Source organism: Marinomonas polaris DSM 16579 (assembly GCF_900129155.1).
In the GTDB taxonomy this organism is placed as follows: domain Bacteria; phylum Pseudomonadota; class Gammaproteobacteria; order Pseudomonadales; family Marinomonadaceae; genus Marinomonas; species Marinomonas polaris.
The window spans coordinates 24,406-49,964 of sequence record NZ_FQVF01000013.1 but is presented as its reverse complement, the minus strand read 5'-3'; the positions used below and the strand labels follow the sequence as shown (position 1 = coordinate 49,964).

At 42.9% G+C, this 25,559-nt stretch carries 20 protein-coding genes; 8 read left to right on the top strand and 12 right to left on the bottom strand.

Translation table 11 applies throughout. From position 1 onward, the window contains the following. Positions 1 to 16 precede the first annotated feature (16 nt). Entirely contained in the window at positions 17 to 709 is a 693-nt protein-coding gene (locus BUA59_RS14360) for a FadR/GntR family transcriptional regulator (RefSeq protein WP_072840382.1), read from the bottom strand. A 367-nt stretch (positions 710 to 1,076) separates the two neighbouring features. Here BUA59_RS14360 and BUA59_RS14355 point away from each other — a divergent pair, with 367 nt between their 5' ends. Beyond that, positions 1,077 to 1,523: a GNAT family N-acetyltransferase gene (locus tag BUA59_RS14355; RefSeq protein ID WP_072840381.1), complete on the top strand. Its 447-nt coding sequence runs from the start codon at positions 1,077 to 1,079 to the stop codon at positions 1,521 to 1,523. Positions 1,524 to 1,631: 108 nt separating this feature from the next. Here the strand turns inward: BUA59_RS14355 and BUA59_RS14350 are convergent, their stop codons facing one another. From BUA59_RS14350 to BUA59_RS14340, 3 genes are all read right to left on the bottom strand, one after another. Next, positions 1,632 to 2,891, bottom strand: coding sequence for a serine hydrolase domain-containing protein (locus BUA59_RS14350; protein ID WP_245813158.1), 1,260 nt, complete (start codon positions 2,889 to 2,891; stop codon positions 1,632 to 1,634). Positions 2,892 to 3,006: 115 nt separating this feature from the next. Next, the gene (locus tag BUA59_RS14345) at positions 3,007 to 4,179 is read right to left on the bottom strand and encodes a helix-turn-helix transcriptional regulator (protein WP_072840379.1); all 1,173 of its coding nucleotides are present in this window, start codon (positions 4,177 to 4,179) and stop codon (positions 3,007 to 3,009) included. Between the two features lie 355 nt (positions 4,180 to 4,534). Continuing rightward, a complete protein-coding gene (locus BUA59_RS14340) occupies positions 4,535 to 4,978 on the bottom strand; it encodes a DoxX family protein (RefSeq protein WP_072840378.1) in 444 nt (147 codons plus the stop codon). 327 nt (positions 4,979 to 5,305) lie between these two features. On the opposite strand from BUA59_RS14340, the gene BUA59_RS14335 reads away from it, so the two are divergent. Continuing rightward, positions 5,306 to 6,034 carry an SDR family oxidoreductase gene (locus BUA59_RS14335; RefSeq protein ID WP_072840377.1) on the top strand — a complete coding sequence of 243 codons (729 nt, stop codon included), beginning with the start codon at positions 5,306 to 5,308 and terminating at the stop codon, positions 6,032 to 6,034. Positions 6,035 to 6,131: 97 nt separating this feature from the next. On the opposite strand, the gene BUA59_RS14330 is transcribed toward BUA59_RS14335, so the two are convergent. Beyond that, positions 6,132 to 7,124: an NADP-dependent oxidoreductase gene (locus BUA59_RS14330; protein ID WP_072840376.1), complete on the bottom strand. Its 993-nt coding sequence runs from the start codon at positions 7,122 to 7,124 to the stop codon at positions 6,132 to 6,134. A 115-nt stretch (positions 7,125 to 7,239) separates the two neighbouring features. Continuing rightward, positions 7,240 to 8,664, bottom strand: coding sequence for an aminotransferase-like domain-containing protein (locus tag BUA59_RS14325; protein WP_072840375.1), 1,425 nt, complete (start codon positions 8,662 to 8,664; stop codon positions 7,240 to 7,242). A gap of 234 nt (positions 8,665 to 8,898) precedes the next feature. Here BUA59_RS14325 and BUA59_RS14320 point away from each other — a divergent pair, with 234 nt between their 5' ends. From BUA59_RS14320 to BUA59_RS14295, 6 genes are all read left to right on the top strand, one after another. Beyond that, positions 8,899 to 9,810, top strand: coding sequence for an EamA family transporter (locus BUA59_RS14320; protein WP_072840374.1), 912 nt, complete (start codon positions 8,899 to 8,901; stop codon positions 9,808 to 9,810). Further along, positions 9,786 to 10,427: a LysE family translocator gene (locus tag BUA59_RS14315; RefSeq protein ID WP_072840373.1), complete on the top strand. Its 642-nt coding sequence runs from the start codon at positions 9,786 to 9,788 to the stop codon at positions 10,425 to 10,427. Before BUA59_RS14320 ends, BUA59_RS14315 begins: the two co-directional genes overlap by 25 nt. 44 nt (positions 10,428 to 10,471) lie before the next feature. Continuing rightward, the gene (gene epmA / locus BUA59_RS14310) at positions 10,472 to 11,449 is read left to right on the top strand and encodes an EF-P lysine aminoacylase EpmA (protein WP_072840372.1); all 978 of its coding nucleotides are present in this window, start codon (positions 10,472 to 10,474) and stop codon (positions 11,447 to 11,449) included. A 69-nt stretch (positions 11,450 to 11,518) separates the two neighbouring features. Further along, positions 11,519 to 13,843: an ATP-binding protein gene (locus BUA59_RS14305; protein WP_072840371.1), complete on the top strand. Its 2,325-nt coding sequence runs from the start codon at positions 11,519 to 11,521 to the stop codon at positions 13,841 to 13,843. Beyond that, the gene (locus BUA59_RS14300) at positions 13,843 to 15,201 is read left to right on the top strand and encodes a sigma-54-dependent transcriptional regulator (protein ID WP_072840370.1); all 1,359 of its coding nucleotides are present in this window, start codon (positions 13,843 to 13,845) and stop codon (positions 15,199 to 15,201) included. The genes BUA59_RS14305 and BUA59_RS14300 overlap by 1 nt, the downstream gene beginning before the upstream one ends. 35 nt (positions 15,202 to 15,236) lie before the next feature. Further along, positions 15,237 to 16,070: a sulfite exporter TauE/SafE family protein gene (locus BUA59_RS14295; protein ID WP_245813157.1), complete on the top strand. Its 834-nt coding sequence runs from the start codon at positions 15,237 to 15,239 to the stop codon at positions 16,068 to 16,070. A gap of 20 nt (positions 16,071 to 16,090) precedes the next feature. Here BUA59_RS14295 and ggt read toward each other — a convergent pair whose 3' ends face one another. The 6 genes from ggt to prpD all read right to left on the bottom strand — a co-directional run bounded on the left by ggt (position 16,091) and on the right by prpD (position 25,529). Continuing rightward, on the bottom strand, positions 16,091 to 17,848 hold the full coding sequence (gene ggt / locus BUA59_RS14290) for a gamma-glutamyltransferase (RefSeq protein WP_245813156.1): 1,758 nt from the start codon (positions 17,846 to 17,848) through the stop codon (positions 16,091 to 16,093). 226 nt (positions 17,849 to 18,074) lie between these two features. After that, a complete protein-coding gene (locus tag BUA59_RS14285) occupies positions 18,075 to 19,688 on the bottom strand; it encodes a TRAP transporter large permease (RefSeq protein ID WP_072840368.1) in 1,614 nt (537 codons plus the stop codon). Between the two features lie 15 nt (positions 19,689 to 19,703). Then, positions 19,704 to 20,381 carry a TRAP transporter small permease gene (locus BUA59_RS14280; protein ID WP_072840367.1) on the bottom strand — a complete coding sequence of 226 codons (678 nt, stop codon included), beginning with the start codon at positions 20,379 to 20,381 and terminating at the stop codon, positions 19,704 to 19,706. A gap of 168 nt (positions 20,382 to 20,549) precedes the next feature. Further along, positions 20,550 to 21,542 carry a TRAP transporter substrate-binding protein gene (locus tag BUA59_RS14275; protein WP_072840366.1) on the bottom strand — a complete coding sequence of 331 codons (993 nt, stop codon included), beginning with the start codon at positions 21,540 to 21,542 and terminating at the stop codon, positions 20,550 to 20,552. Positions 21,543 to 21,811: 269 nt separating this feature from the next. Beyond that, positions 21,812 to 23,917 carry a tRNA(Met) cytidine acetyltransferase TmcA gene (locus BUA59_RS14270; protein WP_072840365.1) on the bottom strand — a complete coding sequence of 702 codons (2,106 nt, stop codon included), beginning with the start codon at positions 23,915 to 23,917 and terminating at the stop codon, positions 21,812 to 21,814. Between the two features lie 124 nt (positions 23,918 to 24,041). Next, positions 24,042 to 25,529, bottom strand: coding sequence for a 2-methylcitrate dehydratase (prpD, locus tag BUA59_RS14265; protein ID WP_072840364.1), 1,488 nt, complete (start codon positions 25,527 to 25,529; stop codon positions 24,042 to 24,044). Positions 25,530 to 25,559 lie beyond the last annotated feature (30 nt).

The following is a 25,559-nucleotide window of genomic DNA, read 5'->3' as shown; positions in this document are numbered from 1 at the left end:
TTAGGATTAAATATTTCTACGTTGCGATTTCGTTGATGACGTTACTAATGTGTTGATACATTACTTCACGCGCTTTTTCTGAATTTCCTTTTTTAATTTGATTAAAAATAGCCTTATGATCATTGACCCACTGTCCTCTGGCCGCTGGCTCATTCGCTAATTCATCCATCCTCATCCACATATCGCCTTCCATATGTAATGAGCTTAATTCTGTATAAAATTTAATTAAAAGCGGGTTGTTACAGGCGCCGCTGATTGTCTTATGAAACTTCCGGTCCGCATCAACGGATGTCTGCTGTCTCAAGGATTCTTCGGAAAAATGCATCGAAGATTCCATCATTTGAATGCACTGTGATAATTCAGCAATCAACTCTGGAGTATTGTTTTCTGCTGCTCTGCCTGCTAACTCTGGCTCAATCAATAAACGGGCTTCAAGTATTTCAAAGGGAGTCACTTCTGGTGCGACTCCAATCCCCATTTTCGGGGTACTACGAATAACAAATACTCCTGAACCCTTACGAATATCTGCAATCCCTAGCATTTCCAGATACACCATCGCTTCTCTGACAACCGTTCTACTAACGCCAAGTTGTTCTGCTAATTTTCGCTCAGGTGGAATGCAGTCTCCAATTTCGTATTGTTTATTTTTGATTTGCTCAATAATTTCGTTTGCAACTTTTATGTACAGTCTTTTTGTAACGCCGCTCATCATTTTACCTAGAGTCTAAATTAAGTTGATTAAGTATAGCATTCTGACCCTAGCTATCTAGACAAGATAGCAGATCAATACGAAAAGTAAACAGTACAATTTAAAAAAATTGTACTGACCAATTTTGCTTTATTTTTATTATTGTCCTGATCAAAATTGTTATTTGCATAGGTTTTTATGATTTTTTACCTTGGAATACGTTTTCTCAAACCTTTCAAACGGAAAATTTATATGTATATGCATATTGTAAATAGCATAAATTGTTGTTCTATAATGAAAGAGAGCGCTGTTTTGTAAGTATCGATATAAGTCTGGTTAGCGGAGTTTGTGATATCTCGTGTTTAGTACTTAAAATTGAGAGAATACGGTGAAGTATATTGAAATTCATTCTGACGTGATTCCAATATCGCTTTTATTAGAGGCTGATCCTTCAGAATCAAAAGTATGTTCCTCTTTACAGAACTCATTATGTTTTGCAGCTGTTGAGGGCGAAGATATTGTTGGTGCTTGCGTGGTGAAGTCTCTTACGGATGACTGTGCAGAGATTTTAAATATGTCTGTTTGGTCTTCACATCAAGGTAAGGGAATTGGTTCTGCGTTACTTGATTTTGTCTTGTTAGAGCTTAAAGAACATAACTTCAAGCGAGTCGAGTTAGGAACAGGCTGTTTTGGTTATCAGTTGACCTATTATCAACGTGCAGGTTTTCGTGTTGATTCTGTTGCCAAAGATTACTTTTTGGATCATTACTTAGAACCCATTTTTGAACAGGGTATTCAACATCAAGACATGCTGAGATTGTATTTGAACCTTTAGATTTTCTAAGGTGTTTAGCAGGAAGACGAATTAAAAAATTAAGAAGCTATGAGGAAGTGTTTCTCATCATAACTTCTTAATAAAAGGGAGGCCTATCAAAAATGCAGTTTAATTAGCAGGTTTCCATTTAGCTGCTTTATCAAAGAAGTTTAGTGTTTCAACTTCTGCTGCATCCATTTGGTCTTGAGGGAAATAGCTCGTTTTGACAATGACAGTATTTTCATCTTGGTTCACGTAAATGAACTGACCTTGTAAGCCGATTGCTGAATAAGCATTTGTATTTGGCATGGTCCACCATTGGTAGCCGTATCCACCTAATTTAGGGTCTTCTTTATCTACCGGGGCTGTTGATATTTTAACCCATTCTGGTGAAACAATTTGTTTGCCGTTGATCTTGCCGTTATGCAGCATCATTTGACCCACACGAGCAAAATCACGAACGGTTGCATTGAAGCCTGCGCCAGTGAATTCTCGTCCAACACCTGGCTGTCCATCCATGATGAAGAAGCCATTTGATTCAGCACCTATTGGCTCCCATAAATGTTGCTGCATGTAAGAGGCCACATTACCGCCATCGCTGACACGTTCAAGCAACAAGCCTAACACTGCCGTATCGATGGTTTTATAGGCTAAGAAAGTACCTGGTTTATGAAGGCGCTTGATGGTTTTTGCTGGCTCAACAAAGCGCGCTACATTTTTAACTAAAGCCAAAATATGGTTCTTAGCTGCTATACCTGGATTGGCAAAGTCATAACGCTCTTCGTAATCGACACCGGATTTCATGGCAAGAATTTGACGAATAGTCACGCCTTTATAGGCACCTTCAGATAATTCAGGTAGGTAAGTGGTGATATCGTCGTCTAATGATTTAATACGACCTTCTTCAAGGGCAACACCAACCAAGATAGATACCATAGATTTGGTCATTGACCAAGCCATGAAGTGCGTATCTTGGTTGCTGTTGTTGCGATAGTTTTCATAGACGACTTTGTCGTCTTTAATAATGATCATCGCATTGGTATAGGTTCTGTCTAAGAATTGCTCTGGCGTATAGTTGTTACCTTCATACTCGTAGGTAAAATCTAATGGCTTATCATTGTGGACAAATGGGGTGACGTTTCCTGAATGACCAACTTGGCGTGTGGTGAATAAAGTATCCATCGAGCGAAATGTTAGTGTATTAACATCGCCATCGAGCATTGACCAGCGTAAGTTTTGGATGGCAATAGGAACTTCAGATACTGGACCAATTCCCGCAACTATTGGGTCTACTTCTGATGCGGCGTGTGCAGCTATTGGGAGTAGAACGATTGAAGATAGTAAGCTTGCGCCCATAAAACATTGCATGTTTTTTATTTTTGTTTGCATGTCTGTCTCTCTCATTTTGATTAAAGTTTAACTAGACAATTGTTTGTCTATAAAACAAATAATGCTCGGTTCGCTTCAGCTTGTCATATCCCAAATAGGATAGACCAAACTATCATTAGCTTATTTTTTGTGAGAAAGGCGTATTTTCTAGTTGGCTTACATGGGGAAGTATTGAAGACCACAGTATTTTTACTAGTTCTGGTTGGCGGGTGACTCCCATTTTTGAAAAAATACTTTTTAGTTGGATTCGTGCGGTGCCAACGGTTATGCCTTTTTCTATAGCGTATTCCGTCAACGAAAAACCATTTGCTAAAGCGCTCGCTAGTTTTACTTCTGCAGGTGTAAGGCTGAATAAGCGACCAATATTCTGCTCTGAAAGTATCACTTCATTATGGCTATTGGATAAAAATAGGGCAAAAGTGAGAGGCTGTTTGGATTGTATCAGGCCGACTGATATAGAAGACAAAATAGGGGTAAGTAGCAACTGTATTTGACTAGTTTGATGCTCCCCAATTCTAGCAAGAGGGTGAGATGTTATTCCTGTAGGCGATTGTGTTTGGCGCAATAGCTGTATGAAAATATTTCTGTCTGCCTTGTGTTCAAAGCGCAATTCGTTATCTATCAATTCTAGGTAATCTGATTCCGATATTATGGAAGCTGCACTGCTATTAAACCAGCTAACTTTGCCATACTGATTTATTAGCATGATCCCTGTGGTTAATTTATCTGCGATTTGTTTAATAATAGTATTGCTGCTCGATAGCGCCTGAAATTGATCATACAAAAGAATGGTTTGTTGTATATGAGGCGCAAGTTGCTGAAGTAATGATTCGCAGTTGTGGTCAAAGAGGCGCAAATCACCGTGTTTACGGTGAGCAATTAAGTTGAGATAGCGATTAGGAGAAATTTTCATTTCTAGGGAAATCGCCAATCCTAACCCTGCCTTCGCGAGCCGCTCTTGGAAATCAATATATCGTGGGCAGGAGTCAGAGAAGAGCTCTTCATCGCGGATTATGGCTGTGTATTCGCTAAAATCATAATCTAGACGGGGATTATCAGAATTATTAACCCATTTATCGTGCAAGTCTGCATTTATAGTCGACTGGGAGTCGCGCATCAGCCAAATTTCAGATGGATTAGAGTTGTCCGATAGTTCGTGTATTTGAGCAGCAATGCTTTCCACTTCTAACTTTTCACGTAGCTCATCAAGAATACTTATCCATCGATTTGGGTGCTGTACGCAACTATAAATCTTCGGTAAAAGTTGATTCAAAAAGCTTTCAATCATGATGGCCTCCGCGTTGTCAAACAACTAGGTGCCAGTATTTTCCTTAAAGATGAATCAGTTCTCTATCAACAAGATGGCGACTGTATTTCCGTAAGTGTAGATCGATTTTAGGCACTTTGTTTATTATTTTTAGTTCGACCTTTCTAAAACATACCTCATGAAACTATTAAAGAGAAGTATTGTTTATAAAATAAACTATTTATGTTTTTGATTATTATTTTTTATTACATCGATGTTTTTTTACCATAAAGGTAAGACATTGTTCCTGAATCGATTTTGCTGTTTTTAGATAGCGTGTATATGAAAAAGCTTCGATAGCGGACCATCGAAGCTTTTAAAGTAATGTATTATTAGGCTAGTTTTTAGCAGAAATCGCTTTATCAACGGAGAAAGAGCCCGCGCCGCTGAATACTAAAGAAACGGCAACAATCAAAAGTGTTAGTGCGTATTCATAGCCGTTGTTTGCCATGAACAAACCGTTTGAAATATGCACAGAGAAGATTGCCATTAGCATAGTGAAAGCAATAACTGCAGAAGCTGGACGAACAAGCAAACCGATAACAAGTGCCAAGCCACCAAAGAATTCTGCACTACCTGCTAAAAGAGCCATCAGATAACCAGGTTCTAGACCAATAGATGCCATCCACTGACCAGTGCCTTCAAGACCGTAACCGCCAAACGCACCAAACAATTTTTGCGCGCCATGTGCCATTAGGATTAGACCCACTGGAATACGCAAAATTGTGCTAGCGATACCAGAAGTTGTGTTAGTGATTTTTTGGATTAACGATGTTGTCATTTTGAATTACCTTAGTGTTGGGTTGGTGTTACTTAATATGTAGGCACTATATATAAAAAAAACAGAATAGTGTAACGGAGTATTTTGAGGTTAATGATCAAAAAAATTGAACTATCGAAATGATCTACGATTTTGATGCCAATATTTGGCTGAAACTCTCTTGTTATTGAGAATCTCTACTAATTTTATTGGATTCTCTGTCACTGTGTATTACGACGGCTTAAAGGCTAATTTGGATCAGTTATAGGCAAAAAAGTAGCAGAGTTTGCAGTCTATAGAATGGTAGCGTGTTGTTATCTCTATAAATAACAAGAAACAGGATAAAACATGTCTAAAGCATTAATGGGAAAAGTCGCCGTTGTGACTGGTGGCGCATCAGGAATAGGTCTTGCTAGTGTCGAAGGCATGATAGCTGAAGGTGCTCGGGTCGTGATCGTGGATCGTGATGAGACAGCATTACAAGCCTTGCAAGACAAACATGGCGATGCAGTCATCACCCTTGCAGTCGATTTGTTGGATCCTGCCGCTTGCTCGGCGATGGTTCCGCGGATTTTAGAAAAAGCCAAAGTGATCGATATTTTTCACGCCAATGCCGGCTTGTATGTTGGTGGTGATTTAGTTGATGCCGATAACGACGCCATAGACCGAATGCTAAATCTGAATATTAACGTTGTCATCAAGAACGTGCGTGATGTTTTGCCGCATATGATTGAACGAGGTGTGGGCGATATTTTAATAACCAGTTCCTTAGCGGGTCATTTTCCGACACCTTGGGAACCGGTTTATGCCTCATCAAAATGGGCGATGAATTGTTTTGTGCAAACGGTACGTAGACAAGTCAGCAAGCATGGGATTCGCGTTGGCTCGGTATCTCCCGGCCCAGTTATTACTTCTTTATTATCTGATTGGCCTGCGGAAAAACTCGCAGAAGCCAAGTCAAAAGGCAGCTTGATGGAAGCCAGCGATGTGTCAGAAGCCTTGATCTTTATGTTAACGCGTCCTCGTCATGTGACGATTCGGGATGTGGTGATGCTTCCGTCACAATTTGATTTATAACTCGCCATTAAGCTTATTAAATCTATTTTAATTAAAAAGGGAATGGTCATTCGACCATTCCCTTTTACTTTTCTACTGTATCTTATCTCTGGAGAGCTTATAGCTTAACAATCAGCTTGCCGGTATTTTTACCGTCAAATAACAGGTTAATGCCACTAGTTGCGTTTTCGATTCCTTCAATAACGTGGGTACGATATTTCAATTCTCCTTTGCCTAACATAGATCCCAGTGCTTGGCCGTATTCAGGGATACGATGGAAATGATCTGGCATGGTGAAGCCTTGGATCGATAGGCGGCGTTTGATGATGCCAACCCAACTTGGCCCTGGTGCTGGTTCGGCTTTTTGATAGTCAGCGATTAGGCCACACACAGCAATGCGACCATGAGGATTTATGCGTTCAAAGATAGGACCTTGTGCCAAACCACCCGTATTTTCAAAGAAAAGATCGATGCCGTTTGGCGTCGCTTGCGTCAATTGTTCGACAAAGTCTGCATCTTTGTAATTAATCGCATGATCAAAGCCAAGTTCTTTGGTTAACCATTGGCATTTTTCATCAGAGCCCGCCACGCCAACAACCGTTAAGCCAAGGTTCTTGGCCATTTGACCGACAAGAGAGCCAACTGAACCTGCTGCCGCGGTGACGATAAGCGTCTGGCCAGCTTCGGGTTTAAGTACCTCAAAGACACCGTGGTACGCGGTAATGCCGGGTAAGGCAATAACAGAGAGAATCGCTTCAGCAGGAAGCTCTTTTGGAATGACGTTTAAGCCATTACCATCACTGATCGCATATTCAGTTAGACCCATAAGCCCCATAACACGAGCGCCAACTGGGAATCTTTCATTGTTGGATTTAACGACTTCACCTATGCCACTGGCGCGCATGGTGTCACCTAATTTTACGGGGGGAATGTAGCTGTTTTCATCCGCGCTCATCCAACCGCGCATGGCTGGATCTAAAGAAAGATGAGAGAGTTTTACCAATACTTCGCCTTCTGCTGGCGTTGGAATGTCTTGAGTAACAATATTGAAAATATCTTCGGTGATTTCTAATTCAGGACGTTTTATCAGTTTTACGGAATGGTAAGACATAGAGATGAATCCTTTTGTGCATGAATTTCTATTTATCCTGAAATAGAGTCTAGAGCATTTTTGTTGATCTAAAGGTTAAGATTAAAGAAGTAAATGTGCAATCGCTCCAATTTTGTTAAGTCTCTGCTCTCATCAGACTGTTGATTATGTCGCATAAGCTTATCAATTGTTGATAAGTACTGTGTTTATCCCCAGTGTTTTCGAGCGGCCAACCGCAGTTTATACGGAAGCAATCGTGATAAAAGTCATGGGTACTGAAACAAGCGCCGCTGCGTATGTCGATGCCCTGTTTATTAGCTTCTTTTTCAAGCTGTACAGCATTTAAACTGGGGATCTGTACCCAAAGTACGATTCCGCCTTGTGGGGCACTGATTTTTGCATTGGTGGGCAAGTATTTGATTAAAAATTGTTGATAACTGTGTATGTGTTGATTCAAAACCGTACGTATTTTATTCACATGAGAGCGATATTCGCCGGTGTTGATAAACTCCGCCATACAAGACTGTATAAGTCCATTCACACCAAAGCTGGTTAAGGAATGTTGATTGATATAAGACGTTAAATATCGACCCGGAACACACCAACCAAGTCGCAGTCCAGCGGCTAAGGTTTTTGAAAAAGATCCGCACCAAATCACATATCCCTCTTTATCCCAATATTTTGCTGGCAGCGTTTGTTGTTTCTGGTGGCTTAATTCGAAATAGACGTCGTCTTCTATCATCGGTGTTTTGTATTGCGCGGCAAGTGTTGCTAGAGCTTGTTTTTGTTCAACGGGCAGCGTCATTCCAGTTGGATTCATGTTCGATGTGCTAAACAGAGAGGCTTTTATCAAACCTTGTTGCATCAAGGTTTCTAGATGGTCTAAATCTAAGCCTTTCTCACTAATAGGGATTTCAATCACTTTGCGAGATAGGGCACTTAGTAAATCGAGCAAGCCACTAAAACAAGGGGAACTAATGGCAATGGTGTCACCCGCTTTGCTAACGCTTTCTATCGCCAGTCTTACCGCATCAATACAGCCATTGGTGATCACAAAGTCGGCTGCTGAAAAGGCCAGATTGTCATGGCGGAAATGTTCCGCAAGGGCGCTTCTCAGGCCTTTGTCGCCTTGTGTTTCTGGGTATTGAAAGAGATGCTTTCCCGCTCTTTGGGTGACACGTTTAATGCTGCGTTGCAGTGCGACGCTAGGTTGTAATTCTGGCGAAATCATCGAGGTGCCAAGCGGGCTAAAAAGCGCCGAGGCAGGGTTATAGCCATTTAACGGCGCAAAGCGTTTTGGATCCCGTTGTTCAATACTTTTGATGTTAAGACTTGGAAAGGAGGTGCTTTCCAGTTGATTGGCAACGAAGTACCCAGACTGTGGCTGTGCATAAATCCAACCTGTTTGTTGAAGGTAATCGTAGGCTTTAGTCGCAGTAGTCATGCTGACTTGATGCTGTTTCGCCATGGTTCGTAGCGCTGGCAAGCGACTTCCGGCTGGGAGTCTTTGCGCTTGTATGTCGTCAATAAAATGCTGAGCAAGTGTTTCGTAAAGCGCCATAACATTCCCCCAAAGTATTTCCTTTCTTTGAATTGTACTCTTATTTTTATCAAAAATTGAATCTGTGTTCTTTTTGGTTTTCTAGTGATACTTCTTTCTGAAGGAAATGCTTAGCTATGTTCAGTTACACGCGGTGTTTCTGTGAGGTAGGCGGTAGTTTCGAATAGAAACACCGCGTGTAATTGAGCGCCTTCGTTATTGTTTACAACAGATTTTATTTACTAGGAACGAATAATGAAACTACGAGACTTTGGGTTGCTGTTTGCTTTGATGGCGTTATGGGGATTGAACTTCAGTGTGATCAAGCTTGGCGTGAATAGCGTTCATCCTTTAGTACTCACCGCGTTGCGATTTAGTTTTGCGGTGTTTCCTTTGATCTTTTTTATTAAGAAGCCAGATGTGCCGTGGCGTTATTTGATCGCTTATGGTTTATCTTTTGGTGTTGGCGTTTGGGGATTAACGACCTTATCTATTGGCGCTGGTGTCTCTGCGGGAATGGCATCTTTATTATTGGATATGAGTATTGTCAGTAGTTTGCTGGTGGGTTGGTTATGTTTAAACGAAACCATTACTCGCAATAAGTTGCTGGGCGCTGGATTGGCTTTACTTGGACTTGCTTTGATCATCTACTCCGAAGGTGGTTCGGTGACTGGAAAAGGTTTAGTGCTGGTATTAATGGCGTCGGTGTTTTGGAGCGTTAATGGCTTGATTGTAAAACGCGCGAATACCAAAGCTATTTTTGCTTTTAATATCTGGGGAATGTTGTTTGCACCTTTGCCTTTGTTGTTACTAGCGGTTATTTTTGAAGGAACGCAAGTCGTCACTGAGTTGCCGAATCAATTTACCCAATGGACACTGTTTTCCGCTTTGTTCCAAGCTTACCCGACGACACTATTAGGGTACTGGTTTTGGAATAAGATGATAATGAAATACTCAGTATCCAGTGTCGCGCCAATGACGTTACTGGTACCTGTGTTTGGTATTTTTGGTGGTTATTGGTTTTACAATGAGCCAATAGAAACGAATCAGATAATCGCTGCTGTGCTGATTTTATTAGGTCTGTTTGTCGGGCAAATGGCATTGCCGAAATTGAGTTTCTTTAAAAGACTGAGAGGTGATTCATGCAAGAAATCCACTATGTCCTGATATTAATTGGTGCTTTTGTCGCTATGGCGAGTCCTGGGCCTGCGACATTGGCGATTGCATCTACGTCAATGAATCAGGGGCGAGTGCAAGGTTTGGCGTTAGCATCAGGCATACTCACAGGCTCGCTATTTTGGTCTTGTTCGGCTGCCTTTGGTTTAGGTGCTGTGCTGTATGCGAATGTCTGGCTATTCGAAAGCTTACGTTATGTTGGTGCGGTCTATTTATTATTCTTAGCTTATAAATCTTGCCGTTCAGCGATGACTAATAAATTGGATGCGAGCAAAATGTTGGCCACGTTAGAGACTAAACAAACGTCTTTGCGCACTGCTTATTTTCGTGGTTTAGCCATCCACTTAACCAATCCTAAAGCGATTTTGTTTCTAGGATCGTTATTCGCCATGGGGATGCCGAGTTCGGTTTCCACACAAGGTTTGTTGTTTGTGATTGTCTTATTAATGATTCAAAGTGCCTGCATAAATTTGGGCTACGCTGTGTTGTTTTCGAACCCAAGAATTCGCCAAAGCTATTTTAAAATGAAACGCGGCTTTGATGCTGCCTTCGCGCTGATGTTTGGCGTTGCGGGCATTAAAATATTGCTGAGTAAAGTGAATATATAAGTCTGTATTTGTTATGATGCACTTTATTTTTAGAGTGTTTTTCTATGTACAACGCTTCTTTATGGCAACCCAGTGCTGATCTCTCGATTTTGCAAAAGCGTGCGCAGTTACTAAAAGCTATTCGCGCTTTTTTCGATGCGCGTGAGGTGATGGAGGTGGATACTCAATGTCTGTCTTTGGGTAGTATTACAGATCCACATATTGAAGTATTAACCAGCCAAACGCGTTCCCAAGGTGAAGACCTTACTTACTATCTTCAAACTTCCCCAGAGTTCGCCATGAAGCGTTTATTATGCGCAGGCTCTGGTTCTATCTATCAGTTGGGAAAAGTGTTCCGAGCCGAGGAAATTGGCCGCCGACATAGTATCGAATTTACTATGTTGGAATGGTATCGAGTAGGTTTTGATCATTGGCAATTAATGGATGAGATCCAACAGTTGTTGTCGGCACTATTGAATGAAGAGGCGCTGACTTGCGAACGACTCAGTTATCAAATGGCGTTTTTACGTCATACCGGACTTGATCCTTTCACCGCGACATTGTTCCAGTTACAAGAGTGTGCTCACGAACACACAGAATACGGTTTGCAGGAAGATGATCGCGATACCTTGCTTGAGTTACTTTTCTCGAGCGTGGTAGAACCAGCTATTGGTAAATACGTCCCTTGTTTTATTCATAGTTATCCGGCTTCTCAGGCCGCACTTGCCAAGACTCATCTTGATGAAAAAGGGCTGTTAGTAGCCGCACGATTTGAGCTTTACTGGCAAGGCATGGAGCTAGCGAATGGCTACCATGAACTCACTGATGCTAAGGAACAAGCAAGACGATTTGCTGAAGATAAAGAAACACGCAAGGAAATGCGCTTGGCGAATCGACAGTTTGATGAGCGATTAATCACAGCACTAGAAAACGGCTTGCCAGATTGTGCCGGCGTTGCGTTAGGAGTGGATCGCTTGTTGATGTTAATGTGTCATAAATCGCATATTGCTGAGGTGTTGCCCTTTGCTCATGCTAGGGCTTAATAATTTTACTCAAGGTAGCGCTTTTTGAGTTGAAATAAATGTCGAGATAATAATAACAAGGTATTTTAGGTGAGTGCATTGAAAGAAAAATACGGCTTTAGCATAAGATGGCTTTTTTCATCTAAACAGTTAATTTGGCTGTATCTTGGTGCCTTTTTTGTGGTGGTTTTGTTGATTTGGAAAGGCGGTGAAGCCCTGCGTAATCAACAGATCAAAGCGTTGCGTATTGATTCTTTTGAGCAGTTAAACCAACTTGCCAGTGTGTTGGAAAGCGCGATTGCCAAGTACCAACATATGCCGACGTTATTGGCGTCTAATGACCGAGTAAGAAAAGCCCTGCGAGACGGTTTCGACTCGGATATTAATCAGCTTAATCGTGAACTTGAGCAAATTAACCGCATCACCGAAGCCTCAGACAGTTATATTTTAAACACAGATGGACTAACGATAGCCTCGTCTAACTATCGGGAAGTCACTAGTTTTGTCGGTCGTAACTTCGCATTTCGACCTTATTTTAAAGACGCGATTCAAGGAAAACCGGGTCGCTATTATGCGCTTGGTACGACATCGAATCGCCGCGGTTATTACTTCTCTTATCCTGTCTATGAAGGCGATTCGATTATTGGTATTGCCGTTGTAAAAGTGGATTTGACTCAATTCGAAAAACGTTTTGCCAATCAGCATTATGAATTTTTGTTACTCGATCCGGATGGCATTGTGTTTAGCAGCTCGCGTGCTAACTGGTTGTATCGGGTATTGGGCGAGTTGTCTCATACTGAGTTGCAGCGTATTGCTGATTCACAGCGTTATTATGGTAAATCCATTGAAAAGCTGGCAATTGTTTATCAAAAGCCTTTTGATGAAAAATCGCAAATTGTTGATGTGTTAGAAAATACTGTTATAGATGGCACCGAAGAATTAGAGCGGCTGTCGTTTTTAAGGATGAGTCGCCCGATTCGCCTATTAGGCTTTCAAATTTCTATCCTTGCGCCTTTAAAAATCATCAATGAAGAAATCTCTTTGTGGCGTACCATTTTTGCGGGTGGCGTGACTATTACAGCGTTGTTATTGGGTTTGGCTATGTTGCGTCGGCGCATGTTACGAGAGCGTTCTGATGCTAATGAAATGACGCGCCACAACCAAGCGTACATTCGTGAAGTGATTCAAAATACACAAGCGGGTTTGGTAACCTTGGATGAGCATCACAAAATAGAATCTTTTAATCCGGCGGTTGAAAAGCTGCTTGGTCAGCCGTTATCTCCTCTAGTTGGACAGCCACTTGGCGTCTTATTTCAACCCGACGAGCAAGATGCGTTAGCTCTGTCTTCTCATAATGATTTTCTGGAAGCTGCTAATGATTTAGGCATTAAAGTGCTGACGCGAGAAGGACGCTTATGTTATTCCGATCAAACAGTTCCGGTGGAAATGACGTTATGTAAGATGCAATTGCCGAATCGCCTAAGTTATTTGGTGACTTTTCATGACATGACCGAGCGTAAACGTTACGAGCAAGATATCACTCAAGCGCGTATCGAGCTTGAGGAACGGGTGAAAGAACGAACGTTTGAACTACAAGGTGCCAATACTCGTCTTCGCCATGAAATTGAAGAGCATAAAGGCACGCAACGAGAGCTGATACAAACAGCTAAGCTTGCGGTATTAGGACAATTAAGTGCGGGTTTGAATCATGAGTTGAACCAGCCTTTGACTGCGATTCGAGCTTTCGCAGGGAATGGATTGAAGTTTCTGGATCGCGGCCAGTACGAACAAGCCCATGCTAACTTGCAGCATATTAGTCAGCTGGGTCATCACATGGGCGATATTATCGCTCGCTTTAAAGTATTTGCTCGTAAAGGTGACGTTCATCAAGGCCCTATTGCCGTACAGACTGCCATTATGGGGGCTCTGAAAATTATGAGTCCACGCTATAAAGAAGTAGGTATTGAGCTGGTAGTAACGGAAGATCAAGGCTTTATTGTGAATGGTGACATGGTCTTTTTGGAGCAAGTGTTGGTGAATTTATTAGCCAACGCTGCAGATGCAATTTTAGAAACACCGAATAACCCACGGCGAGTTCACATTGAGCAAATATCCACAGGAAATCAAGTGATGATTTGTGTTCAAGACTCGGGGAATGGCTTAAGTGATGACGCTATTCGGCATCTTTTTGAACCATTCTTTACTTCCAAATCCTCAGGATTGGGATTAGGACTAGGCTTGTCGATTAGCCAGCGTATCGTCGAGGCAATGGGTGGACAAATTAGCGCACAAAATCGAGATTCTGGCGGTGCCGAATTTTGTGTTAGGCTACCTTGCTTTAACCACCACTTATCTCAATTCCAGTCTCTTTCTAGAGAGTCTAAAGAATCTATAGATCCTAAAGAGGAAATCTAATGCCGGACAGCAAGCAAGTAATATTAATTGACGACGAGCAAGCGGTTCGTATGGCAATTTCTCAGACATTACAGCTTGAAGATTTTGATGTTATAGAGTTCGCATCGGCTCAAGGCGTGATTGAAAAGTTGTCTCTGGATTGGTCTGGCGTGATTGTAAGCGATATCAATTTGCCTGGCAAAAGTGGTTTAGAGCTGTTTGACGAAGTTAAAAAGATTGATGCGGAAATCCCTTTTATTCTAATTACTGGCCACGGCGATATTAGCATGGCGGTGAGCGCTATTCGCGACGGTGCTTACGATTTTATTGAAAAGCCGTTTTCCAATGAAGACTTTCTAGAAGTGGTGCGTCGTGCCTCTGAAAAACGTCATTTAACCTTAGAGAACCGCAACTTACGTCTGGAATTGGCTGCGCAAAATGCGCCAGGTCCGCGGATTATCGGCAACACGCCAGGTATTCATCGTTTGCGTCAGGCGTTGTTGCATGTAGCAGATACCGGCGCGGATATTCTTATTCAAGGGGAGACAGGCACAGGTAAAGAGCTGGTGGCGCGTTACATTCACGAGCATAGCTCTCGTCGAGGTCACACTTTTGTGGCGATTAACTGCGGCGCAGTGCCTGATTCTATTATGGAGTCTGAATTATTTGGTCATGAAAAAGGCGCTTTTACCGATGCCAAAACACAACGTATCGGTAAGCTTGAGCATGCTAACGGTGGAACGCTCTTCCTTGATGAAATTGAAAGCATGCCGATGTCGATGCAAATTCGCTTGTTGCGGGTGTTGGAAGAGCGTCGCTTAGAGCGTTTGGGTTCCAATACGGCGATTGATCTGGATTTGCGTATTCTGGCCGCGACCAAGGTTGACCTGAAGCAACTGAGTGAAGGTGGCACATTCCGCGAAGATTTGTATTATCGACTCAACGTGGTGCGAGTAGATATTCCACCATTACGAGAGCGAAAAGATGATATTTCTCTACTGTGGCAGCATTTTTGTTTAGTGGCGATTGCACAATATAAGCGAGAGTCTGAGCCACTGTCGGCGGCGCGAATGCACAGCTTGTTGAGTTACGATTGGCCGGGGAACGTGCGTGAGTTACGTAATCTTGCTGAGCGTTATGTGCTGATGGGGGAAGCAGGTTCGTTTGAGTTTGATCAGATCATTATCAATGAAAATAATCCCGGTGTGATGACGCTCCCTGAGCAGTTAGAGCGCTTTGAAAAAACTTTATTAGAACAAGAGCTGCTGCGTCAGAAAGGCTCTATTAAAGACACCATGGATGCGCTTGGTTTGCCGCGTAAAACGCTTTACGACAAGATGCGTAAATATGATTTGGATAAGGACATTTACAAACAATAATTAGTACTTTTGTATCTTCTATATAACGAACAAGAATGGGCGAGCAGAGATTTCTGCAGCCCATTTTGCTATTCTTTCGACTTCATTCCTTTGATCCCCCTGTCGATTATATGGCCTTATCTGCACAGCTTTTTGACCAAGTTTCTCCGCATGTATTTACCCTTCTTGTTATTGTGTCTGGACTAACGTCTTTTTTTACCGCCAGCTTTGGCGCTGGAGGTGGTGTTATGTTGCTTGGTGTCATGGCACAAGTATTACCGCCACAACTAATAATTCCGCTGCATGGTGTGGCGCAGCTTGGTTCAAATGCTGGACGCGCAGCGATGAGTTGGCGACATATTGATTGGAAACTTATTAGTACGTTTTTACCCGGAGCGATGCTGGGTGCTTTCATTGGTAGTTTTGTCTTAGTTTCTCTGCCGCCAGCCATTATGTATCTGACGATTGCTTTATTTATCTTATATTTATGTTGGGGGCCGAAGCTTCCTAAGATGGTATTGGGTAATTGGGGAACAGCATTTGCTGGTGCTATCACTACGTTCATTACGCTTTTTGCTGGCGCAACAGGTCCATTAGTAGCAGCCTTTGTAAAGCAAATTCATGCGGATCGGTTTCGCACAGTTGCAACCTTTGCTATGGCGATGTCGTTACAGCATATTTTGAAGGTTGGGGTATTTAAGGTTGCAGGTTTTCCATTAACAGCTTGGTTGCCTTTATTAGTTTGTATGATTATCAGCGGTGCGATTGGTACTTGGGTTGGTCTTCGAGTATTAAAACGTATGCCAGATCGTTACTTTCATCGAATTTTTAATATTGTTCTTACTTTAATGGCGTTACGTTTAGTATGGCAGTCCTTTGCCTTACTATAACGTTTGTAGATGGCTTGATATTAGTCGCCTAAGACCAAACCTTCTCGTCTTGGGTCAGCTCCACCAAGTAAGCCGCCTTTCTCTACGACAATACCCTGTACACCAGAGTTTAAATCTTGCACAGATACTTTAAATCCCATGTCGGTTAGAGCCTTAGCGTAGGTTTCTGCTTCTGTGCCTTTTTCAAGGTCGTAGGTGCCAAAGCGGTTGAGCATATTTGGCAGCGTGATGGCTTCCTGAATGTCCATGCCCCATTCAAGATGAGCAATAAGTGTTTTTGCTACGTAGCCGATTATACGAGAACCACCTGGTGAGCCAACAACCAAATAAGGCTTGTTGTCTTTCATCACTATGGTTGGTGACATAGAAGAGCGAGGACGTTTGCCCGGTTCTAAGCGATTGGCAATTGGGAAGCCATCTTGGTGAGATTTAAATGAAAAGTCTGTTAGTTCATTGTTTAGTAAAAAGCCATTACTCATTAAATTCGAGCCAAAACCATTTTCGATTGTGGTGGTAACAGACACAGCATTGCCGTCTTTATCTACAATAGAAATATGGCTTGTGGAAGGCAGTTCGATGGCAATGTCGTCGGCTTGTTTAATTGGATGACGCCACTCAGGTTCACCTGCTTCAACGCTTTCAAGGGCTTTGCCTTTAGTAATGAGTTTTGCACGCTCGGCTAAATAAGGTTTGTCCAATAAACCTTGTGGCATAGGTACAAAGTCTGTATCAGCTATGTAACGACCGCGATCAGCAAAGGCAAGACGCGAAGCATCACCGATGATTTGCCACGCTTCAGGTGAGTTTGGACCTAAAGCCGCTAGATCAAATTGTTCGGTAATACCAAGAATTTGGCCGACCGTTAACGCGCCAGAACTTGGTGGCCCCATGCCACAAATATCATATTCCTTATAAGGCAAGCACACCGGAGCTCGCTCTTTTACGCGATAGCTGAGAAAATCTTGTTCGGATAAAACTCCTGGGTTATCTAGCGCTCCACGTACCTGAGAGACAATCTTTTTCGCAATTTGTCCTGTGTAGAATTCATCAGCTCCATACGTGGCGAGGAAGCGTAAGGTTTCATAATATTGGGCGTTTTGTAAGCGGCTACCTGCTTCAAGTGGGGTGCCATCGAGATTAAAAAAGTAGGCTTTGGTTTCTGGATAACGAGCTAAGCGCTCCTCACTGCCTTTAATCGCATCTGCTAAGCGAGGAGATACAATAAAGCCTTCTTGCGCGAGCTTAGTTGCTGGCGCTAATAAATCTTCCCAAGGCATGGTGCCATAGCGGTCGTGCAATTCGCCCATTAATTTGACTGTGCCAGGCGTGCCGACAGAACGACCGCCAACAACGGCATCGTAGAAGGACAGTGGCTCACCATTTTCATCTTGGAAAAGTTCTGGTGTGGCTTCTTGAGGTGCTGTTTCTCGGCCATCAAATGTAGTGAGTTTTTGATTTGCTGCATCGTAATACACAACAAAAGCGCCGCCGCCTAAACCAGACGATTGAGGCTCAACTAAGCCAAGTACCATTTGTACCGCAACCAGGGCATCCACAGCAGAACCGCCAGCCTTTAACACATCGTAACCGGCTTTACTGGCTTCTGGATTGGCGGTAGCGACCATGAATTTCTGAGCGTGAGCTAGACTCTTCTTTTCGATACCACTCGCATCTTCTGGCGCAACGCCATCAGCTGCTTGTTCTGCAGCTATACTGAATTGACTAACGGCAAGCAAAGGAACGAGGGTTAAGGCTTGTAACCAGCGCTTTTTTAGCATCATAAAATCCTTATTGATGAAAGTGGAAACTGTCTGGTCCCATCAAAACAAAAATACGCTGCTGCGTGAAGCCATAAAATAAACAATGATGTGATTTTAGAGAAAAGAAAACGAAAATGTCGCGTATCGTTCGTTTTGTGTAGGTATAAAAAAACGCCCCGGAGGGCGCTAAACTTTATAAATTTTTTGCATGTGTTGCTAAGAACACTTAGGACTAGAGGAATTGTTATTGAACGATTTCTGGTCCCATAATGCTGTACGGTAGCGCAGTAGATAGTGCAGGGATGTAAGTTACCATCACTAAGAACACCATCAATACTAATACGAACGGCATCGCAGCTTTCACCACTCGGGCTAAGCTCATACCCGTTATACTCGAGGTAACAAACAGGTTTAAACCAATTGGTGGCGTGATCATACCGATTTCCATGTTAACCACCATAATGATACCTAGATGAATTGGATCGACACCCAGCTCCATTGCAATAGGGAACACGATAGGAGCAACGATAACCAATAAACCTGATGGTTCCATGAACTGGCCACCAATCAACAACAAAATGTTAACGGCGATTAGGAAAGTGAACCAGTTAAAGCCAACGTCGAGCATCCATTCAGTGATTGCTTGAGGGATACGTTCAGCCGATAAGGTATGAGCAAACAACAAGGCGTTGGCGATGATAAACATCAACATAACCGTTGTTTTAGTACCTTCTAGCATTACTTTACGAGACTCTTCACCGAACAAAGAAGGGAAGAAACCGCGTAGCATCATGGACAGGTTGCGTCCCCAAATTGGTGTGCCTGCAGCTAAGCAAGAGCCAACAGATTCTTCTAGTTTGCTTGAACGTTTATAGACATAGAAAATAGCGATAGCAATCGAGATGATGGCGCCCCACAATGCACGATCACCGCCAGTGACGGTTTCACTGTCTGCAAAAGCGAAGAAGGACATGATCTCCCACACAAGGAAGAAAGATACGCCATACACTGTACCGTTAAAACCAACACGGGCATGTGGTGCATCGTTATCGTTTGTCCATGTTTGGCCTTTTAAAGGACCCATGTCGCGGTAAACAAACAAGGCAATAAACATAGAGTAAACAGCAGCAACAACCGCCGCTTCAGTTGGTGTAAATACACCACCATAAATACCACCCATGATGATTACGACTAGGAACAATCCCCAGCCTGCTTCTTTACCACCACGAATTAGATTACCAAAACCTTTCCATTCTTCAGAAGGAAGGTTTTTGATACGAGCGACCACGTAAATCGCCAACATCAGCATACCGCCAGCAATTAACCCAGGAATCACCCCTGCTAAGAACATACGGCCAACTGAGACGTTTACAGAAGCCGCATAGACCACCATAACGATAGAAGGCGGAATCAAAATACCCAGCGTACCTGCGTTAGCAATGATACCGGCTGCAAAGTCTTTTGAATAACCTACTTGAACCATACCTGCAATAGCAATAGTACCAATGGCTACAACGGTTGCTGGAGAAGATCCAGACAAGGCTGCGAACATCATACAAGCCAATACAGACGCCATTGCCAAGCCGCCACGGAAGTGACCAACACTGGCAATTGCGAAGTTAATTAAACGCTTCGCTACGCCACCCGTCGACATGTAAGACGAGGCAATGATGAAAAACGGGATAGCCAACAACGTATAGTGCTGACCAACCCCAAACAGAGAAATCGCGACTGACGATAATGAGTCGTGAGAGAAAAAAGCAATAAACAGTATGGACGATAAGCCCAATGAAATACCAACCGGCAAGCCAATAAACAACAGGACGATTACTAATAAAAATAGAATGATTGATTCCACAATGATGCTCCTGCGCTAGTCTTTCAAGACGTTTTGGTTTTCTTTAACAAGATCTTGTGCCTCATGGCCACTGATCAACATGTCGCGTTTGCCGCGGGCAATATCGATGAATGCTTGTAAAGAACGATAAGAAAGTAAAGCCAAGCTGATTGGTAGAACAACAAGAACTATCCAGCGGTGAACACGAGGGCGTAAACCAAACATTTCTTGTACAAATTCAGGGTAACGAAGCTCTTCTGAACCTATGCCAATTTTGAACATTTTCAACCAATACTCGATAGCGCCACCACTAACGTCTACGCCAAGCATTGCTAGCCACGTAGAGTCTAGTAGGATAAGTCCGTAAAGCATGGCTGCTGCAGCACCAAATAAAGACAATGCTTTTGCGATGCGTTTTGGTACCGCATTTAAAACAATGTCGACACCTAGGTGAAGGTTGGTTTTAATACCGTAACTCATGCCTAATAGAATTAGCCAAGAGAAAGCCACCATGTTGAATTCAAGCGCTGCGTCCCAGCCAGTATTAAACCCATAACGAGCGATTACCTGACCAAAGGATACCGCCATGATTGACGAAATAACGAGGATCAGTAGGTTTTCTTCAGCTCGTTCCATGACTTTTGGGAAGCGCTTTTCTAATAGCCAAAGAACAATAATAAAAATAAGTAAGTAAAGATGCGGCCAATGTGCCATGGGGGTCTCCTTAACTAAGTGGACCAGAACAAGTTAAAGTGCAGCTTTGTGGGGTTTCTCGTAGGTTCTAGGATCAGTCGCTGATGAGAGATTGCGGACCAAGAAAGCACAGAATAAAACCACAAGAGCTGACCTGTTAAGGTCAGCTCGCTGCGGGATAAAAATAGATTAAGCGCCGGCAGCAGCGTCAATCAAATCTTTACCAATGTAGCTTTCAAATTGTTGCCAAACAGGTTTCATTGTATTCACCCATTCTTGGCGTTGCGCTGGAGTAAGTGTATTGATCTTGCCGCCAGCTTTGATTATGTTTTGACGGTTTTCTTCTTCCGCTGCTTTAACACTCAAGTTTGCTTCTTGTGTTACTTCATCCGCAATTTGAGTGAATTGAGCGCGGTCTTCTGGAGAAAGGCTCTTCAAGAATTCAGAAGATGTCATGAACAAGTAAGCCAACAACTGATGGTTAGTATCGGTTGTGCTGTCTTGAACTTCGTAGAATTTTTGCGTGTAAATGTTAGACCAAGTGTTTTCTTGTCCGTCTACAACGCCAGTTTGTAACGCGCCGTATACTTCAGAAAACGCCATAGCTTGAGGAGATGCACCCATTGCCGCGATCATTTGTTTTGCAACATCAGACGTTTGTACGCGGAATTTCATGCCTTTTGCGTCGCTAGGGACCAAAAGTGGTTTTTTGGCAGAAAAGTATTTCATACCAGACATCCAGTAACCTAAACCAACAAAGCCTGCGTAGTCATCCATTTCTGTTAATAGCGCTTTACCTTCTTTGGTTTTAGTAAAGCGAATTGCATGGTCCATGTCTTTAAAGATGAAAGGAAGGTCAAACACGCCATATTTATCAGTGTAAGAACCGAACTTAGAAAGTGATGGAGCAAGCAGTTGAACGTCGCCTAAAAGTAGAGCTTCAAGTTCTTTTGAATCACCAAATAGTGTGGAGTTAGGGAAAACTTCAACACACAATTTTCCATTCATTTCTTTATTTACACGTTCTGCGAAGCTATTTGCAGCAACCACTTTAGGATGAGTGGTACCGCCAGTTACGTGGCTGAATTTTACAACGCGCTCACCTGGATCGCAGGCAGCAATCGCAGTAGTAGCAGAAAGAGCAAGTGCTAAAGATGTTAGAGCAAGGCTGATTTTTTTCATTTTTATAAAACTCCAAAAACTGAATTATTATTGTGTACCGGTTTTTTAGCCTGATTTTTTCTGGTTTTTCGCCAGATACAGACAAAGCAAAACAGGTGGTGCTATTCATACTGTTTACACAATCTGTGCCAAGTCTTTATGTTTTATTTAAGTGTTTGATTTTATTTGTAAAATTATTTTATTTGTGGTTTTTAGGCTTTATGGAAGAAATTTAATAGGGGGGATTACACTCATAATTAAATTCTTAATGGGTGGTTATTCACCCATTTTCACTTAAGAGTTTGTGTTAAAAGCTTTTTGAAGGTTTGGTGCATGGCTTTCTTTCCAGATAATTGCGCTTTTAGACGGCTATGTTCGGTATTACGGCCTAAAGCGGCTTCGATTAATAGTTGGTGGGTTGGATCCTTGGGGGTTAACTGGCCTGTTAAAGCAAGAGACAGTGTCGCTTTGAGGAAAACAGGGCGAATACTGTCAAACTGACGATGATGCTCTACAAATAGCTCTATATCCTGCAAGTCCTGCGATGACAATTTAGCCAGCACGGGAAGTTCGTTTTGTTGATAATATTTTTGACCTAGAATGAGCATAACCAAATCGGTTGATAAGTCGGTATATTGCAGCAGCAAGTTAATTAGAAACTGTTCAATAAATCGTGCTTGCCATTTGTAGGCTAGCTTAGTGGCGTGCTCCGTCGTTGGCTTCACCATCATCAAAGAGTAGCTGCCACTTGCTTGGTCTTTGGCAGTTCCCAATCGAACAGGTACGTAACCATTCTTTAACCAAAAAGACACCACATCGGGAGTCGCTGCAAAACTGCTGCATAGAAAATCGCAACGATCATTGGCTGCGGTTTCGATATGCGTAAGTAGTTGACTCGCCAAGCCTTTATTTTGTTGGCTTTGTTCCGTTGCAATTCGGCTGATGCGCCAGTAACAGTACTGTCCGGCGTTTTCAACGCCTTCATGAGCAAGTAGAGATTGTGGTACTAAATGTCCTCTTGGTCGACGTTTCCCTTGCATGACTTCTTGGCAGAGTGAGCTTGGCAGGTTGCCTTCTTCGGTAATAATCGCAACGCTTTGGGCATTTCCTTCTGATAGATAAAGATATGTCGACACGGAAGGGTCGTCTAGCACCCAGCGCAAGTTGTCAGGCGAAGTTTGATAGTGAGCGCTTACCAATAATTGAAAAGTATCGGCGAGCAAGTTAGTGTTTTCTAGCCAATCAGCGCCAGTAAGATGACTAAAGTTTGTCGGCTTAGTCATACTTTTATTAGTGCTATTAGGTGCGTCAAAGTTAGGCTCTGGCTTCGCTAAAAAGAAGCAATCATTGATCCCGTTTTCCAGTGGGTCATTTCCCCCCCATCGAATTGGCAGGCTCAAAGTTAGTTGCTGCAGCGCCAATGTTTTAGAAGTTTTTTGTGATTCTAAATAGTGGCAAAAGCGAATGCCAAAGCCTTTACCAGCGCCTTCATAGCCATAGTCTGTGGTACTAAAAAGACAATGCTCAGCTTTCTGATTTAATTCTATAAGCATGGGCAAAGGAATCATGGACGCTTCATCAACAAAGAGAAAATCCCAGTGAGTCGAGTTACTTATCAGAGCATCAGGAGCAAAAAAAGGCAGAGTCGTTTTGTCTTGATCAAGCACCTGCTCAAAGCGAGATTTAAGACTCACAATAGCGTCCTGATTAGGCGCGGTGATCGCTACACGTTTTCCTTCTTTGACTAGCTTTGCCAGACTGTCGCCCAATAAGGTGGATTTGCCTCGGCCACGTGGTGCAATCAGTACATAGGATTTGGCTAGTTCTGCAAATAAACACGACTGAGCTTCAGCTTGTTCTTGGGTTAGCTGCGCGTTAGGTTCTATTGGTTTTAAAGCCGGTAACGGGTTTACGCTGTGTTTTTTATTCTTGCCAGAGAGTAATAATTTAAAAGGTGATGTCGCGTCTTGTAATTTATCGAGCAGGTAATGTTTAAAGTGCGATGTCACTTGTTCTGGCTCATAAGGCCAAGGTAAATATCTCGACAAGTCTTGATCTGCCATTGATAACCACTCGACATCAGGCAGTGCAATGGCAAAGAGGCCATTGCCTCGAACCGTACCAGACAAAATAGCCAATGCACTGGCAGATACGCCATGAGTCAAATCCACCAAGATAGCGTCATGGTTGCTGCCTAGTTCTTGTCGGACTTGTTTAAAAGAACAGGTTTTAAATTGTTTCGTTTTTAACGACGGAACGAGTAACTCGTCATACTGGCTCACATCATGAGCGGCAATTAGTGGAGTAGAGAAATTTTCACACAGACGAAGAAAGTCTGACAAAACCTCGCGAGGCGAGCCCTTTAAAATAAAACAGTGGCGGTGGTTGTCAGACATAAAAAATAAATTTCCTAGTGATCACATTATTAGAGACCTTCGCCTCGTTTTGGCTTTGCTCGTGACATCATGCAAAGGCCTCTATCATACTGTGACCACAAGGAAGCGCCAGCGCTTGTTAAGTTTACGCGATAACAAATAAGTCCATGAAGCGATTTACCGCTGTACTTTCAAGAGCGGCTTGATCCTTACAGAGTGAGAAAATAGCTTGGCTCTGACGGTTTGGAAAACGTGTTGCCAAGTTGTTTTTAAACTTCTGCTCTAATAACGGAATGCCTTCTTCACGGCGACGACGGTGTCCAACTGGATATTCCACCACTACTTCTTCAGTGCTGCTACCATCTTTAAAGAACACTTGAATCGCATTAGCGATAGAGCGTTTATCCGCTTCTAAATATTCAGCAGTGAAGCGTTTGTCTTCGACGATTTCCATCTTGTTACGAAGCTCATCGATGATTGGGTTTGCCGCATGGAAGTCATCTTCATAATGTTCGGCGATTAAGTTACCAAACGCTAATGGAACAGCCGCCATGTATTGCAAGCAATGGTCGCGGTCGGCGGCATTCGCCAATGGGCCGGACTTGGAAATAATGCGAATCGCTGATTCATGAGTACGAATAACGATCTTGTCGATCTCTGCCAAACGATCTTTCACTTGAGGATGCAAAATTACAGATGCTTCGGCAGCGGTTTGAGCATGGAATTCTGCAGGGAAAGAGATCTTGAACAAGACGTTTTCCATCACGTATGTACCGTAATCTTGCGAGAAAGAAAACTTGCGTTGCGCTTCTGGTTTAATGGCTTGGTCTTTGTTGGTTTTCGAGAAAGATACTTCATAAAAGCCCCACTGATCTGCGGTAAGCACACCAGGAATTCCCATTTCGCCTCGCATCGACATATCCGCTAAGCGAACTGCACGAGAAGTCGCATCGCCCGCTGCCCAAGACTTGCGTGAGCCTGCGTTTGGCGCATGACGATAAGTACGCAGAGCAGAGCCATCGACCCAAGCTTGCGAAATTGCCGCCATGATTTGTTCTCTGTCGCCGCCCATCATTTTGGTTACTACAGCAACAGAGGCAACACGAACTAATAAAACGTGACACAAACCCACACGGTTGAAAGAGTTTTCTAGGGCAATAACGCCTTGGATTTCATGGGCCATTACCATGGCTTCTAACACTTCACGCATGGTCATCGGGCTTTCACCCTTCGATAGTCGAACTTGTGAAAGATGATCCGCTACCGCCAAAATGCCACCTAGGTTATCGGAAGGATGCCCCCATTCTGCCGCCAACCAAGTGTCGTTGTAATCCAACCAGCGAATGATACAACCAATGTCCCATGCCGCTTTTACAGGGTCGAGAGACAAAGACGTGCCCGGTACACGAGCACCATTTGGCACAACAGTACCTTGTACGATTGGGCCAAGGTGCTTGGTACATTCTGGAAAGCGAAGGGCGAGTAAGCCACAGCCGAGCGTATCCATTAAACAGTTGCGTGCTGTGTCGAGGGCTTCTTGGCTTTCTACTTTAAAATTCAGTACATAATCCGCGATGTCTTGAATGACTTGGTCATAATCCGGGCGGTTGTTTAAATCTACGTTGTTACTCATTTCTTTTCCTTAATCGTTAAATTTTAATGC